Genomic DNA, 15,628 nt, shown 5'->3' with positions numbered 1-15,628 from the left:
TGATTGTTTTATTTATAGTAGTGACAGCCTTGCCCTAAGTGTTGCAATACTCTTAAGTTATAAAGCCATTTTATGCTTCTTTTTTATGGTTATTTTTTACGGTTCTTTGATTCATTAAGGTAGATAAAATATTCCAATTATTTTTTGAATAGATGAATAAGTTATCGCTATTTTGGCATAAGTAAATAATATTCAGATGTTAAGTAATCGCTAAGCTCATCTATTAAGCCCATCTATATAGTGCCTCACACTTATTATATGTTATTTAATTCCAGACAAAATTAACCATAAGTGAATACTATTCATCTTATATTGAATAACCTGATTTTAATTCAATAATAAACTCTATTATGATTACTCCATCAAAAGAACTCATTTTATCACTAGATAGTGAATATGATTAATGGAGTAGGTTATGAGTAGCAATTCGGGCGCCAAAGCAACGCTGATTAATGACACTTTACATCATGTACCGAGCCATATTTTAGGCTATCCACGTATTGGTAACAAACGTCAAACCAAATTTGCACTTGAGCATTATTGGAAAGGCAAAAAAGATAAAGCCGCAACTCGAGACACACTTTATCAGGTGTTTACAGATAATATCCAAGAGCAAATTGATGCTGACCTTGACATCATTACGACGGGAGATTTTGCTCATTACGATTTAGTACTAACTCAAGCGGTTGCCTTTGGTGTTTGCCCGCCACGTTTTGAAGGTGCTGAAACCCTAGAGCCTTTTGATCGTCAGTTTTATTTTGCTCGTGGACGTGACCATACTAAGCAGTTTGAAGATACCGCTGCTTGGCAAATGACCAAGTGGTTCGACACAAACTATCATTATTTAGTGCCTGAACTCGGTGCAGACGAATCATTCTCAAATATTGATTTTAGCGAAATCTTTAAGCAAGTTGAAGACGCGCAGGCAGTCTTAGAAAAAAACAATCAAAGCGATAAGTCATTAAAAGTAGTATTGGTTGGTCCAGTAAGCTTTTTATATCTGGCGTCATCACAGCTTGAGAATAAGGTAGAGCATTTAGAAAACCTACTGCCCGTATATGCTAAATTGTTAAACGAGTTGGGCAAACGTGGTGTGGATTGGGTGCAAATGGATGAGCCAATTTTAGCGTTAGATTTGGATGCTAAATGGCAGCAAGCATTTGAACGTGCTTATAATGGGCTACAACAGACTCCGCCACAGCTCATTGTTGCCTGTTATTTTGATACGTTAGGTAATAATTGTAATATTGCATGTAACCTACCTATTAGTGGTTTACATATCGACTTAACGCGTAGTGCTCGCCCTAAGCAGTATGTATTGCAAGTGATTGATCACTTGCCGATACATAAAATATTATCATTAGGTGTGGTAGATGGTCGTAGCGTTTGGACGACTGATATTGCTAAATACCAAAACATCTTAGTTGAAGCTAATGAGCGTTTGAATAGTAAGAAAATAGTTGAGCATGACCGTCTTTGGGTAGGTACTGGCTCATCACTATTGCATCTTCCCGTTGATATAGATTTTGAAGAAGTACCTAGCGAGCTTGCAGGAAAACTTGCTTTTGCGAAACAAAAGCTCAAAGAGGTAGTGACTTGTGCTCAAATTGCATCAGGTACCGCAGCTGATGGTGAGTCAGTAACACATACCATTAACTTAACACCGCTAAGTGAAGGGGCACAGTCTCGACAGGGCGAATTTAAAGAGCGTTATACCACTCAGCAAGAGGCACTAAAATTACCTTTATTACCAACCACAACCATTGGTTCATTTCCGCAAACCAGTGAGATTCGCCGAGCACGTCGCCAATGGAATAAAGGTGAGATCGGTAACAGCGAATATCAAACTCTTATTAAGCAGGAAATTGAACGCTGTGTGACTCAGCAAGAGAATCTCGGTCTCGATGTACTGGTTCATGGGGAGGCAGAGCGTACTGACATGGTTGAATATTTTGCTCAATATCTGGATGGGTTTTGGTTAAGCCAAAATGGCTGGGTGCAGAGTTATGGTACGCGTTGCGTTCGTCCGCCTATTGTCGTGGGTAATATTAGCCGTCCAAGTGCGATGACAGTAGAATGGACAACCTACGCTCAAAGCGTAACAGATAAGCCAATGAAGGGCATGCTGACCGGTCCTGTAACTATTTTAAACTGGTCATTTGCACCAAGTGATGTGGAAACACGTGATATTCTACGCTTGCAGATAGCCGAAGCCATTAATCAAGAAGTGAATGATTTACAGCAAGCCGGTATCAAAATTATTCAAATTGATGAGCCTGCATTTAGAGAAGGTTTGCCCCTTAAGACGGCCGACCAGTCACATTATTGGAAGGAGGCGGTAAACGCTTTTAAGCATTCTGCCAGTAGTGCAAAAGCTGAAACACAGATCCATACCCACATGTGTTATTCAAGCTTCCATGATTGCTTGCATCACATTCAAGAGATGGATGCAGACGTCATTACCATTGAAACGGCACGTTCAGGATTACAATTGTTAGATGCTTTTAAGTCTACTGAGTCAGGAAAAGAGGGGGGATATCGAAACGCTATTGGACCAGGTGTCTATGATATTCATAGCCCACGCGCGCCAAAAGCTGAGGCAATGGCGGTGGTAATTGAAGAAGCTAAGCAATACATTCCTATTGAGCGTTTATGGATAAACCCAGATTGTGGTCTAAAAACCCGCAATTGGGATGAAGTAAATGAGCAGCTCAGCAACATGGTTGAAATGACTAAGGCTGTTCGTCAAAAGTATGTCGCGTGATTTATAAGCAAATAATATAGGTTAGGGTCTGTTGAACATTCAAATGTGGAACTGGCGGAGGCGATTTTTTAGGCAATATGCAGGGAGATTTTTGACGCTTAGTCATTCTAAGTTAGAAAATTTCGCAATATATTGGCAAAAAATAGCCTTGCCCCACAGGGCTGATGCTAAAATTGCCCCAAACGTTGTTATAAACCTAGCTAAGGTCTAGACATTATCGTCGGTTTACACCTAGTTTGGAACAATTTTAGCTATCAGCAGTCCTAATATTTGAATGTTCAACAGACCCTAATAATATAAATAAATACCAATCAGTCATTAATATAATTCTTTAAACCCTACTCAATTGATTGTGTTAGGGTTTTTTTATATTTACGAATAATGTAGGTTGATTGCTACCTATCTGAATGTCAGGCATAATTTTATTCGTTAATGGTTTCAGGGATGAAACGTTAGTGATTTGAATGCCATTTTTATATAGATGGGTAAAACCATAGGTTTTAATATTGTCCGCTTTGCGCCAATGGTATTTGACTTTTCAGCCGCTTAATAGACTCCCTGTCAGTTCTCAAAAACCTCTTAACTGAACTTAGATTCAAGTCAATTTGATAACCCTAAAACGTAAGGATACAGTACATGGGCATGTTCGATTATAAAAACTATTCAAGTGATGAGTCCAAGAAGTTAGTGGACGATGCAAATCGCCTATCATCATATACCAATACCTCAAGTTTCTTAGGCTTCATTCCAGCTGATGAGGTGCTAAATACGCTAGATGATATCACTGGCGACTTATTTCCTAGTGATACAAATATTGGAATTCCCGATGGATGGCGCGAGCTATCTCCCAGTGATTTAGGGGTAAGTGATGATTTGCTGGATAAATCCGGCTACTTTACAATTGAAAGCCTCTATACCGGCACTACGGTAGAGGGTCCTCAAGCTAAAATTTTCGGTCAATATGATGATTCTGGTAAATTAATACGCATAAACATAAATATATCGGGTACGAATGATTTGGCTGATGTATTCGATTATTTCAATCTAAATACCCGTGAAGGTAAAGAGCTGTTTGAACCCATTTTAAAAATTGTAAAAGATTATGCTTTAGAGAATGGGTTAACCGGCAGTGATGTACTTATTAGTGGTTACAGCCTTGGGGCTGGGGTAACTAACGTTATTGCTGCAGAGCGCTTGGTGCTGTCTGAGGGTTTCTTTGCTGATTCTGATTATATGGCCTTTGCCGTTCCTACTTTGTATGATAACCCAGATGTGGTTTTTAACTATGGCTATGAAAACGACGTCGTTCATCGAGTTGCAGGCGATGCGCCAGATTTTTTATCTGCTGTTCAAGCTGCTGATTTTGGCTTAGTTAACCCTGATAAAGCCTATGAGAGTTCAACAGATAATATCGTCCTATTTAATGATGTATATGCCTCTGCCCTTTGGGATGTCAGCTTATTTTCATTATTGAACATTCCAGTCGGCTGGTATGCACATATTAATGGATTCACGACAGATGCGATAACCCGCATTGCTGAGTCTACTTTTTATGATTATACCCAAAAAGACAGTACCGTGATTGTGGCTGACTTGACAGAAGTGCGTCGTGGCACAACTTGGGTCGAGGATGATGCGGCACATACGTCAAGTCACTTTGGTAGTGCTGCATTCCTAATTGGAAGTAAATATGGTGATTTGATTGCAGGCGGAAGTAACTTTGATTATATTGACGCTGGGTTAGGCAATGATACGATCAAAGCCGGCGTGGGCGTCGATCATGTGGATGGCGGTCAAGGGAGTGATGAAATTCGTATAGCTGGGCGTAGTAAAGACTGGAATGTCTTCAAAATGGAAGACGATACCTTGTTCTTCGTTGATAAAGATGAGTATAACCTTGTCGAGGCAGAGAATGTAGAGTCGGTTAGTTTTGATCGAGAGCTGATGAGCCACGACTATAACTATACCATCGGCGAGACAGCATTAGAGAATACCCAGCCCATCCGTAAATGGTTTAGCAAATATGACATCGAGCTTGCAGATCATATTGAAGGCAGTGACGATGATGATACACTTACCGGCGAAATAGTATTTGCTCGTGAGGGTAATGACAGCGTTAATGGAACCAATAGTAGTGATATTCTACATGCTGGTCGCGGCGATGACTTTATTATTGCCTTTGGCGGTGATGATCGTGTCTATGGTGGGCTAGGCGATGATATATTAGATGGGGGGGAGGGAAATGATACCTTGGTCGGGGGAATAGGGAATGATACTTTCATTATAAATGCCAATGCAGGATCTGATCTCATTGTCGATTTTAATAATGATGTTGGCTATCGAGATATCCTACAATTTTCATCCGACTTATTTAATGATGTTATCCAACTAGCGGCGCAAACCAGTCAAGACGGTGCCGATGTATCCGTTGCTTTAGGTAACGAAAGCTATCTTACTGTACAAAACTGCTTATTGGATGATGTACTAAGTTGTTCGATAGTCATTTAGGTAGATAGCAAGTTAGGTAGATAGTCAGGTTGATAGTCATTTAGCTCTATAACACAGAGCAGGTTCGATTTATTGCTAAATTTCAGGCTTCTATTTTAGGCTTGTACTTATTGAGTCAATAGTTTGAGCTTAATTATTTGAGAGTAATACATAACCTCAGCATACCAATGCTGAGGTTTTTTAGTGTGCTGTTGGTTGTTAGTGCGCTGTTGGTGTGTTGAACATTCCAATATTCAAACATGCCACTGTCTATATGTATTTTTAGGTTCAGCAGTCCTAATTTTTGTACGTTCAACTGATCCTAATCTTTTGAGCTATCTTTTGAGCTATCTTATGGATTATCTTTGGGCTTAGTTTTTTGGTCAGTGGGATTCATAGCCATGGCGGAGCTATTAAACGCAAACCCTTTATTGCTGAATGTACCAATCATGATGGTTTCTATCAACGGTTGAATATCCGTTGAGTTACTTTCAATATCAAGTACAAAGTTTGCACCAGCACCGCCAGTATCATCTAACTTTTCAACAATATAGTTCAAAGTTCCCATAGGAGGCAATTCTATAGAGTTGTTCAAATAATGGCGCACAAAATCGCCCTTGGTGTTGTAATAGTCAATTTTGGTAACATAAAAGCTATCATTCAGGCTAGTGTTACGGATACTAAGCGTTGCAGAGAGCATCACTTTGGGGTTATCTTCATCCACATAAATATTAGAATAGACGGGCACATAAAACTGTTGTTGATATGGCATATCTTTGGAGATAACATCTTCTGTTTCAAGAGCTTCGAGAGGACTTTTATTCTCTTCACTATAGACAATATTAGGATCAACTTTGGATTTATCACAGCCCGTTAATCCTATATTTAACAAGAGTAACAAACCAAACATTAAAGATGTTTTCATACGTTATCTCCGCGAATAGATAAAAAGTGATGATGCTTTGACTAAGCCTAACTGTTGGAGAAAATTTAACCCACTAGCACATTGGTTTCTGGATAATGTATTCGAGTAGCCTTTGGCATCGCAATCAGAAAAGCGAGGGTTAACGGGCCTACACGCCCAGCATACATCATAAACATTATCACAATTTGCCCCAGCTCATCTAGCTGTGTGGTCAAACCTCGAGATAGACCCACTGTGCTCAGCGCTGACACCACCTCAAACAACACATCTTCTAAGGGATGTTCTGTTTCTATAATTGCCAAAATAAATACACTAAGAAAGATAAGCAACATAGTAATACTAAATAAGGCCAATGACTTTCGAACTTGGCGCTCAGGAATACGTCTTTCAAAAATAGTGACATGGTCACGTTGTCTCAAATAAGCCCAAGTGGTTAAAAGTAGAATTATAAACGTGCCCAATTTGACACCACTGGCGGTAGACAATGAACCACCGCCAATAAACATTAAAAACATAGTCAATAGCGTACTGGCATCTGTGAGCTGATCAATAGGTATGGTATTAAACCCTGCTGTTCTCGGAGTAATTGCCTGAAACCATGCGGCTGTTATCTGGTCACTCAAGCTTAACATGCCTAGAGTATTAACGTTATTATGCTCAAATAACCAATATAAAATGAAAGCAATAATATTAAGTAATACCGTGGCCACTATTACCAGTTTAGTATTGACGTTAAATTTTTGCCACCGCCGTTTATCTATTATGTCTTTCAAGACAAGAAAGCCAAGTCCACCCATAGTAATTAAACTGGTTATAATGATGTTAATACCGGTATGTCCCACATAAGGAGTCAAGCTTTCACTGGTCAAGGCGAATCCAGCGTTATTAAAAGCAGATATGGTATAAAAGAAACCATGATACATTGCTTCAAACCAAGGCATTTCTTGCGAAAAAAGCAAGGTAAGACCGACAAAACCTAAAGCCTCAATAATAAATGAAATCGATACCACATATTTTGCCGTGGATATGATGTCGGTAAAACTGGTGCCACCTAACGCTTCACGGGCAATCTTTTGTCCAGTAATATTTAACCTGCGCTGCAAACTAAAAAAAGCAAGCACGGCAAACGTCATAAAGCCTAACCCGCCAAGCTGAATGAGTATGGCAATGACCACTTGTCCAAATCTGGTATAGTTAGCTGTATCCACAACTGCAAGCCCTGTAACTGTCACAGCTGAGGTTGCCGTAAAGGCGGCATCTAAAACAGTAATAGGATCATGGGTTGCTAATGGGAGTTTTAACAGACTGCTACCCAAAGCAATCAAAAACAAAAAACCAATGGCCAATATCATTGGTGGAGACGATAATAATTGCGTTGATTTGTTTGGCATTTTAAATACCTTTATTTATACCTTTGAAGGTCTACATATACTATTTAGAAAAACATAATAAAGCCCAAAATCTAATTTTTAGTAGCTGATTAGCCGCTATTTATCCGTCCCAAATGTCCAGCCCTCAACTCGCCTTTAATACCCAACTTGAAAGTGCTTAGCTAAAGCTTTTAAAGGTTTCATTAATCCGCTAAATACAAGTTTATCAGCAGGCTGCAACAGCGTATCCTCATCAAAGTCACGTATGATTTCGCCATTTCTTACAACGATCAATAAGGAGGTATTAACATGTTTACGCTGCACATCCCCCACCTTTTGTGATTGCCAGTTTCGTGGCACGTCAATGCGAATAATAAACTCATCATTACCCAGTGATAAATACTGTTTAACCAATGGATAGTTCATCGCTTGGGCAATACGAATGCCCATATCCTGCTCAGGATGGATGATGTTTTTGACCCCAATGCTTTCCAAAATAGTATGGTGAGCATCGGTTTTGGCCTTAACCCACAGATTCTTTACCTTTAGATTAATCAAGTTTAAAGCGCACAGTAAACTGGCCTCAAGATCATCGCCTATGCTGACTAACACACCATCAAGCTGGGTTAAATTCAGCTCGTTAATAACCTCTTGATTGGTGGCATCTGCGATGACAGAATGACTTAAAATATTACTGACCTTATCAATTTCTTGTTCATCTAAATCGATTCCAATGACCTCATTGCCTTGGTTTTGAAGCTCTATGGCACATGTACGTCCAAAAGCCCCCAGTCCTATCACCGCAAATTGCATAATTTACCTCTTCAGAATTTAGTTAGTGCAAATGTCATTTTCAAAAGTACAGCACTTTTGACTGTTTAAAACCAATAAAACGTCGAAAATAAAACATAGAAAAAGTGTTAATTCTATAATTATACCGCAATTAAAATACGTAATATTGTCGTTATATTGAATACAAAGCGTTAACACTGGGTATCAGGTTTGAAGCATTTGAGTGAGTTCGATACGGTTGATAGACCTAGAAGCATTTGAGGGAGAGGCGTGAAGGGTTTAAATTGCAGTCGATTAGGAGCTGTATAGAGTTGTATAGCGTTGTATAGTCCCTGGTATTCGGTGGGTATTGTTGGAGTATGATTAAGGTTATTTGTTTTATATAGGTACGAAGTCTTTTAGGAGTTAAGTTTTGACGTTTACCTGCAAGAAGTGCGTGCTCAATGACTGTAACGTGCTCAATGACTATAAGAAGACAAGCGCTTGCTTTTGTGCGAGGGACGAGCACCGAGCTAATCTATTAAAAAGAGACTACCTATGACCCGCATATTTCTCCCTTTTATAAATGTAACGATGTTGAGGCCAGTCTTTTTGTTTTTAGCTCTTAATCTTTGAGTTTTTAAGGCTAGCAAACTTTAATACCCACAAAAAATGAACTGCCCACAAAACCCCGCATAAAAAAAGAACCCCAATCGAGGTTCTTTTTCGCATTGAACTAAACTTCAAACTGGATATCGAAGCTAATTCAACTAAAATGCTAAGCCAACTAAAACGCTAAATGAGCAAAAAACTAACCACTCACTTTAGCAATCACTTCATCGCGGGTTAATAGCTGTTTTTCACTATCACGGCGATCCACGTATTCGTATTTATCTTCGGCACGATTGTCTGCAAGGTTACGGTCAGACACCACAATACGATGTGGAATACCAATGAGTTCAAGGTCAGCAAATTTAACACCAGGGCGCTCGTTACGGTCATCCAAAATCACGTTAAGCCCTTTCGCTTTTAGCTCCTCGTATAGGGCTTCGGCAGTATTCATAACCGTGTCTTCTTTTGATTTCATCGGTACGATGGCAATATCAAACGGTGCAATTGAGTCTTTAAGCTCCGGGGTTTTGGTCCAGATAATGCCGTTGTCATCATGGCTTTGCTCAATCATCGCAGCGATGATACGGCTCACACCGATACCATAGCAGCCCATCATCAAGGTTTCAGGCTTACCTGTTTCGCCAGATACGGTGCAGTTTAAGGCCTTTGAGTACTTATCGCCCAATTGGAAGATATGCCCCACCTCAATACCACGCTTAATGCTCAGTGTGCCTTTGCCATCAGGGGAGGGGTCGCCTTCAACGACGTTACGGATATCAACGACATCGGTAATGGTGGCATCACGATCCCAGTTCATGCCAGTAGTATGCATGTCATACTCGTTAGCACCGGATACAAAATCGCTCATGGCAGCCGCGGCACGGTCAACATACACTGGCATATCTAAATCGACACCAATATAGCCTTTTTTCAGCCCTGCTTGTTGCATTTCTTCTTCAGTAGCAAAGGTTAGTGGTGTATCAACCTCTTCGATTTTCTCTGCTTTAATCTCGTTTAATGTGTGGTCGCCACGCACCACCAACGCTACTAGTTGAGCATCGCCCTCGCTGCCATCATCATTGATATGATGACCTTTAACGATGAGTGTTTTTACCGTTTTTGATAAGGGGATATCAAGGAACTCTGCCAATGCTTCATTGGTTGTGACTTTAGGGGTGCTAACATTTTTGCGCGCCTCAGAGGGAGCAGGGCGTTTATCATGACAAACGGCTTCGGCGAGCTCAACGTTAGCGGCAAAGTCAGAGCCATTAGAGAAGGCAATAGCATCTTCGCCACTGTCTGCCAACACATGAAACTCATGCGAGGCAGACCCTCCAATAGAGCCAGTGTCAGCTAATACCGCACGAAAGTTTAAGCCCAAACGGTTAAAGATACGGGTATAAGCAGCGTACATATCTTCATAAGTTTGCGCCAATGATGCTTGATTGATATGAAACGAATAGGCATCTTTCATAGTAAATTCGCGGGCACGCATGATACCAAAGCGTGGGCGAATCTCATCACGGAATTTACTTTGAATTTGGAAGAACGTAATGGGTAACTGTTTATAACTGCGTAGCTCGCCACGTGCTAAGTCAGTGATGACTTCTTCATGAGTCGGGCCAAGCACAAAGTCGCGATTATGACGATCGGTAAAACGCAATAACTCAGGGCCATAATCTTCAAAACGTCCAGATTCTTGCCATAATTCTGCCGGCTGAGTCATTGGCATCAGCACTTCTTGTGCTCCGATGTTTTGCATTTCTTCACGGACAATCTTTTCAACTTTTTGTAAAACCCTAAGCCCCATAGGCAACCAAACATATAGCCCTGAGGCAAGCTTACGAATCAGTCCAGCTCTTACCATCAATTGGCTTGATACAATATCAGCATCGCTTGGGGTTTCTTTTAGTGTGGCAAATAAAAATTGACTGGCTCTCATAACAGACTCAACTTAACTGAATAAATACTAAATAAATGATGAATGTAAATGGTTAAATATTATAAATACCACTGATGTTGGCGCATAATTTTCGCTAAAATATAAATATATGCAAATTTATTGCTTCAAGGCTTAAATAATAGCGCTCAATCCACCTATGTTAGGTAAAGTCGCGCTTTGACGCAATACTTTTCTGATTTCTTATTGAATTGTTGACCAGAGGTTCAATTTGTCTTAGCTAATTCGACAAAAAAAGCTTGTTATTCAGCCCACTGCCATCATTAATAAGATATGGCTTAATACAAAACAGTATACAAAGCAGTATGCAACTTTAAACTGTCCCAAATCGCTTAAACGAAACAGGTGTGCCTCTATGATTAACCCTAAATCTCAATCTGCTAAAGTTACCACTAAGTCCTCGGGTGTCTGGGTTAAGCTTTTGATGCTGCTGATTATCATCGGTTTAGCGGTTGCATTATGGGCACAATTTAATAAAGAGGCCACCACCCAAGTTAAGGCAGTCAGCCGAGAAGGGGTGGTCAGCCGGATTCAAAACCTTAACCGCTTAGAAACCGTAGCTTATAATGTCGATACTGTCATTACCAGTGAAAAGCAAGGCTCATGGCAACGGCTATGGACGGATGAGCAAAAAGGTTTGTTTATTGCCCGTGGTCGTGTGGTTGCAGGGGTTGACTTGAGCCAGATTAGTGATGAGATGGTGCAAATTAGCGAGCCGACTGAGGCGCAGATTGAAGCCGCTAAACAAAAAGCAATTATCGATGGCAATGACAATTTACCCATTACCATTATGCCGAATATTTTAATAACCCTGCCGCCTTCACAAATCTTTAGCGTGTATCTAGATGATATCGAGGTATATGACTGGCAGGCAGGCGTATTTGGGATGGTAAAGGCCAATCCTGACATCCTAGCCGCCGCTCAAAAGAGTGCTAAGAGCGAGGTATTAGAACGTGCCTGCAAAGATGGGGTCATGAGTCAAGCCGAGCAAAATGCCAAAACTCAAATGCAGCAGTTATTTGCCATGACGGGTGCAGAAGTTACCGTGGCGACTCAAGGAGCAGGTGCTTGCCAACCGGTTGATTGATAGGTTTATAGCTCAGAGGAGGGTATACTTCAAAAAGGGGTTGAAGCCAATCACGCTTTGCACTCCTATCTACCGTTTTGGGCGAGGCAGCGGCTACGATTAAGCGCGTCTCTTGCGTCACGTAGCCACTCTAAATCTAGCCGCTGCAACTCGCCAAACCGCTAGTATATCCGCTGCAATCGTGGCTAAAAAGCCTTGCTAAGCCATACCCATACTTACTAAGTGAGCACTTTCTATAAACCCTATATCCAATTATCCCTTAAACTGCTCGATGGCATACAGTCGGGCTTTTTTATGCTCAACCATCGGTACTGGATAATCCACATGAGCAAACTCGCCAGTGGGACTAAGTACTTTACGCAGCTTAATCTCATCATGCAATATCTTAGAGGGAACCTCTTTTAATTCGGGTAGCCATGTTTTAATAAAGATAGCATCTTTATCATGCGTTTTGCTTTGGCTAAAGGGGTTCATAATTCTAAAGTAGGGCGCTGCATCGGTACCAACTGAAGCGCTCCATTGCCAGCCACCATTATTAGACGCAAAATCGCCGTCTATCAGTTTTTGCATAAAGTAGCGTTCGCCCCAGCGCCAGTCTATCAACAAGTCTTTGGTCAAAAACATAGCGGTTACCATGCGCAGTCGGTTATGCATAAATCCCGTTTGGTTTAGGCAGCGCATGGCTGCATCAACTAGGGGTACACCAGTTAAGCCTTGACACCATTTGGCAAAGTCCTCTTTATCGTAAGACCAGTTTATGCTTAGGTCGGTTGCCTGTTTATAAGCGTGATGCTTGACGATATCGGGTCTATCCATTATCACATGTCGGTAAAAATCTCGCCAAGCCAGCTCGCTTATCCAGCGAGAAATATCTTGCGAACTCCTTTGCAAATTGCCAACATCAAGTGCTTTTTTTGCTTGTAAATAGCATAAACGTGGGCTAAGTGAGCCCACTGTTAAATAAGCTGCTAACTGGCTGGTGGCAGATAGAGAAGGTTGGTCTCGACCGAGATCATAGCGATTAATATCATCAGCAATAAAGTGATCAAGTCGGTGGCAGGCGGCGACTTCTCCAGCAGGGTAGTTAGAACGGCAAGACGCTAGTTGAGCGTGATGATTTGCTGCATCTAAATCACGCTTCTGCTCAAATAGCCTAAGCGTTTTTTGATGCAAGTGTTGAATGGTCTTTAATGTTTGCGATAAAGACTTATCCTCTTTTTTTAACGGACTGTTTGTTTCTGCATTTAATGTATTCTCAATCTCATATAAACAGACTGGACTGGTATCTAAAATACTTTGCCAACGGTTATAAAATGGCGTGAATACCTTATACATATTTCCATCACCGGTTGTCACAGAGTTTGGCGGCAAGATACATTGATCGTGATGGCGGACAAACTGAATATTTTGTGAACTTAGCCTTTGCTCGATAATATGGTCACGAGCCATCTCGTTTACTTCATATTCATAGTTACTGGCAATATGGACAATATTATGTTGCTGACAAAAGGTCTCTACTTTATCAATGCTGTCGCTAAAACTTGAGCTTTGCAATAAGTCAAGTTCAATGCCCAGCTGTACATATAGCGCAGTCGCCAACTTTTTTAGAGTTCTAAAGATAAAATCCAGTTGCACCACTGACATATCATGGTTGAGCCATTGTTCAGGAGTAATAACAAATAAGGCTTTAATAGTTGTCTTAACTGGCGTCTTTATTTTTTCCGAATCTATCTTATTTGCAGCCGCCTGCCTTAAGTCTGCCTGTTTAGCTGTTTCAATTAAATGGGTTAATGCCGTATTATCATGAAGTCGTAGGTCACGGCGGAACCATATCACGTAATTTTCGGTGGAGGGAGATAAACTAACTGATAAGGCGGACTGAGTCATCACGAATTCTCTGAATAAAAGCTTTAAATTTGCCAACATTAAAATTAGCTAAAAGTATGCTACGATAAAGATTATTTGACAATCTATTTAAGTGTTCAACAGTCCCTAGAGATTAATTTTGATAGGGTCTTAAATACGGACAGCGATTAGAGGGCATATGCACGTTAAATTTTGCGGATTGACTCAAGCAGACGATGTCAAGCAGGCGGTAGCGCTTGGCGTAGATGCATTGGGTTTTGTGTTTTATCCACCGAGTCCGCGTGCCGTCACACCTGAGCATGCCAAAGAACTCATTAAGCAGGTGCCTGCGTTTGTGAGTGTGGTTGCTTTGGTGGTTAATATGGGTGAAGATGACCTTGTGGAATTGGCGAACACTGTGCCTTTTGACGTCATTCAATTTCATGGTGATGAGACGGCTATTGAATGCCAACAGTTAGCCAGTAGGGTAAACAAACGTTGGATTAAAGCCTTGCGTATTAATAAAGAAACCCAAAATTTAAATAGCATTCGACAACAAATTAACGACTATGCTCAGGCTGGCGCTAGTAATATATTGCTCGATGCCTATCACAAAGATGCTTACGGTGGCACTGGTGAGCGCTTTGATTGGTCGCTGGTACCAAAAAATGCAAGCTTACCCATTATCTTGGCGGGTGGATTAACACCTGAGAATGTTGCTGATACCCTAGCATTACCCATTCAAGCGGTGGATGTAAGTGGCGGGATTGAGTCGGCAAAGGGCGTTAAAGATAGTATTAAGATGAAGATGTTTGTTGAAATTTTTAAATAGATGTAGGTTTAGTTAGCAGAGTATAACGCATTTAATCCACGAAGCGATTTTGGAGAAAACTATGGCTAGTGGAATACCCTGTAATAAAGACGAATTGATTACAGCTATAATAAAAAAACGCCATGCCCTCTTCAAAACGCTTGAAGAGCTTGAGGCATTGCAGGGACATGATCCTTATAAAAAAAACTTAGAAGGTCAGGTTAAAGATACGAAAGTGTCAGTTTGTAACCTATTGGCTTATCTGCTTGGTTGGAGCCAAATAGTGATTGGCTGGCTTGATGTTCAAAATATTGGTACTACAAAAGATAACCTATTACCAGAAGGCTATAACTTTTCATCTATAAAATTAGGTAAGTTGGCTCAAAGCTTTTATAAAGAATATGATCATTTGGATTATGATGAGATGAAGAATAAATTGCGACAGAGTTATGATGAGCTTGCAGGTTTATTAGATATGCAAACCAACGCAACACTCTATGAAACGCTATTTTATAAGAAATATAGCTTAGGACGCATGATAGATTTTAATACTCGATGTCCACTAAATAATATCAATAAAAGATTGCGAGTTTTAAGAAAAACACTTTTGTAGTTTGTAGCGTGAGACATAAAACACTGGAATGTTTCAGCTTTTTATACTACTAAAACTAAAACAGGTTTAAAAAATCCTTCTATAAGCCAAATAAGTATGAGTTAGAGTTGTATCAAAGGTACAATCTGCTAAGCCAACTATAAACGGATGGCAACATTAGCTAAAAAAATAGGCTAAAAAACAAGGTGCTGCACAAAACAAGACTTCAAAAACATTACCAATACTAGGGTCTGTTGAACATTCAAATGTGGAACTGGCGGAGGCTATTTTTTAGGCAATATGCAGGGAAATTTTTGACGCTTAGTCATTCTAAGTTAGAAAATTTTGCAATATATTGACAAAAAATAGCTCCGCCCCGCAGGGCTGATGCTAAAATTGCCCCA

Annotated in this window: 10 protein-coding genes; 5 read left to right on the top strand and 5 right to left on the bottom strand. The window is 40.4% G+C overall.

Annotated features, from left to right (window positions below):
• Positions 1-415 precede the first annotated feature (415 nt).
• Both metE and AC2SLN_RS07150 read left to right on the top strand, forming a co-directional pair.
• Positions 416-2,764, top strand: coding sequence for a 5-methyltetrahydropteroyltriglutamate--homocysteine S-methyltransferase (metE, locus tag AC2SLN_RS07155; RefSeq protein ID WP_486550696.1), 2,349 nt, complete (start codon positions 416-418; stop codon positions 2,762-2,764).
• Positions 2,765-3,400: 636 nt separating this feature from the next.
• Positions 3,401-5,272 carry a calcium-binding protein gene (locus AC2SLN_RS07150; RefSeq protein WP_495057320.1) on the top strand — a complete coding sequence of 624 codons (1,872 nt, stop codon included), beginning with the start codon at positions 3,401-3,403 and terminating at the stop codon, positions 5,270-5,272.
• A 331-nt stretch (positions 5,273-5,603) separates the two neighbouring features.
• On the opposite strand, the gene AC2SLN_RS07145 is transcribed toward AC2SLN_RS07150, so the two are convergent.
• The 4 genes from AC2SLN_RS07145 to AC2SLN_RS07130 form a co-directional block, all read right to left on the bottom strand.
• On the bottom strand, positions 5,604-6,176 hold the full coding sequence (locus AC2SLN_RS07145; RefSeq protein WP_486529700.1) for a DUF3124 domain-containing protein: 573 nt from the start codon (positions 6,174-6,176) through the stop codon (positions 5,604-5,606).
• Between the two features lie 65 nt (positions 6,177-6,241).
• Complete coding sequence (locus AC2SLN_RS07140) at positions 6,242-7,567, bottom strand: TrkH family potassium uptake protein (protein ID WP_486529701.1); 1,326 nt, start codon at positions 7,565-7,567, stop codon at positions 6,242-6,244.
• Positions 7,568-7,702: 135 nt separating this feature from the next.
• Entirely contained in the window at positions 7,703-8,359 is a 657-nt protein-coding gene (locus tag AC2SLN_RS07135; protein WP_486529702.1) for a potassium channel family protein, read from the bottom strand.
• Positions 8,360-9,128: 769 nt separating this feature from the next.
• Positions 9,129-10,871, bottom strand: a complete 1,743-nt coding sequence (locus AC2SLN_RS07130; protein ID WP_486550699.1) for a proline--tRNA ligase — start codon at positions 10,869-10,871, stop codon at positions 9,129-9,131.
• 373 nt (positions 10,872-11,244) lie between these two features.
• Here AC2SLN_RS07130 and AC2SLN_RS07125 point away from each other — a divergent pair, with 373 nt between their 5' ends.
• On the top strand, positions 11,245-11,976 hold the full coding sequence (locus tag AC2SLN_RS07125) for a DUF4230 domain-containing protein (RefSeq protein WP_486550700.1): 732 nt from the start codon (positions 11,245-11,247) through the stop codon (positions 11,974-11,976).
• Positions 11,977-12,228: 252 nt separating this feature from the next.
• Here the strand turns inward: AC2SLN_RS07125 and AC2SLN_RS07120 are convergent, their stop codons facing one another.
• The gene (locus AC2SLN_RS07120) at positions 12,229-13,863 is read right to left on the bottom strand and encodes a cryptochrome/photolyase family protein (protein ID WP_486550702.1); all 1,635 of its coding nucleotides are present in this window, start codon (positions 13,861-13,863) and stop codon (positions 12,229-12,231) included.
• 157 nt (positions 13,864-14,020) lie between these two features.
• Here AC2SLN_RS07120 and AC2SLN_RS07115 point away from each other — a divergent pair, with 157 nt between their 5' ends.
• Positions 14,021-14,653, top strand: a complete 633-nt coding sequence (locus AC2SLN_RS07115; RefSeq protein WP_486550704.1) for a phosphoribosylanthranilate isomerase — start codon at positions 14,021-14,023, stop codon at positions 14,651-14,653.
• A gap of 61 nt (positions 14,654-14,714) precedes the next feature.
• Positions 14,715-15,245 carry a ClbS/DfsB family four-helix bundle protein gene (locus AC2SLN_RS07110; protein ID WP_486550705.1) on the top strand — a complete coding sequence of 177 codons (531 nt, stop codon included), beginning with the start codon at positions 14,715-14,717 and terminating at the stop codon, positions 15,243-15,245.
• Positions 15,246-15,628 lie beyond the last annotated feature (383 nt).

The organism is Psychrobacter sp. CX90 (genome assembly GCF_057396305.2).
The sequence above is the reverse complement of the archived record's forward strand: the minus strand, read 5'-3'. Positions and strand labels throughout refer to the sequence as shown.

Excerpts from the sequence above, each read along its gene's own strand:
- metE (WP_486550696.1), top strand. The coding sequence starts at position 416 with ATGAGTAGCAATTCGGGCGCCAAAGCAACGCTGATTAATGACACTTTA.
- AC2SLN_RS07150 (WP_495057320.1), top strand. The coding sequence starts at position 3,401 with ATGGGCATGTTCGATTATAAAAACTATTCAAGTGATGAGTCCAAGAAG.
- AC2SLN_RS07145 (WP_486529700.1), bottom strand. The coding sequence starts at position 6,176 with ATGAAAACATCTTTAATGTTTGGTTTGTTACTCTTGTTAAATATAGGA.
- AC2SLN_RS07140 (WP_486529701.1), bottom strand. The coding sequence starts at position 7,567 with ATGCCAAACAAATCAACGCAATTATTATCGTCTCCACCAATGATATTG.
- AC2SLN_RS07135 (WP_486529702.1), bottom strand. The coding sequence starts at position 8,359 with ATGCAATTTGCGGTGATAGGACTGGGGGCTTTTGGACGTACATGTGCC.
- AC2SLN_RS07130 (WP_486550699.1), bottom strand. The coding sequence starts at position 10,871 with ATGAGAGCCAGTCAATTTTTATTTGCCACACTAAAAGAAACCCCAAGC.
- AC2SLN_RS07125 (WP_486550700.1), top strand. The coding sequence starts at position 11,245 with ATGATTAACCCTAAATCTCAATCTGCTAAAGTTACCACTAAGTCCTCG.
- AC2SLN_RS07120 (WP_486550702.1), bottom strand. The coding sequence starts at position 13,863 with ATGACTCAGTCCGCCTTATCAGTTAGTTTATCTCCCTCCACCGAAAAT.
- AC2SLN_RS07115 (WP_486550704.1), top strand. The coding sequence starts at position 14,021 with ATGCACGTTAAATTTTGCGGATTGACTCAAGCAGACGATGTCAAGCAG.
- AC2SLN_RS07110 (WP_486550705.1), top strand. The coding sequence starts at position 14,715 with ATGGCTAGTGGAATACCCTGTAATAAAGACGAATTGATTACAGCTATA.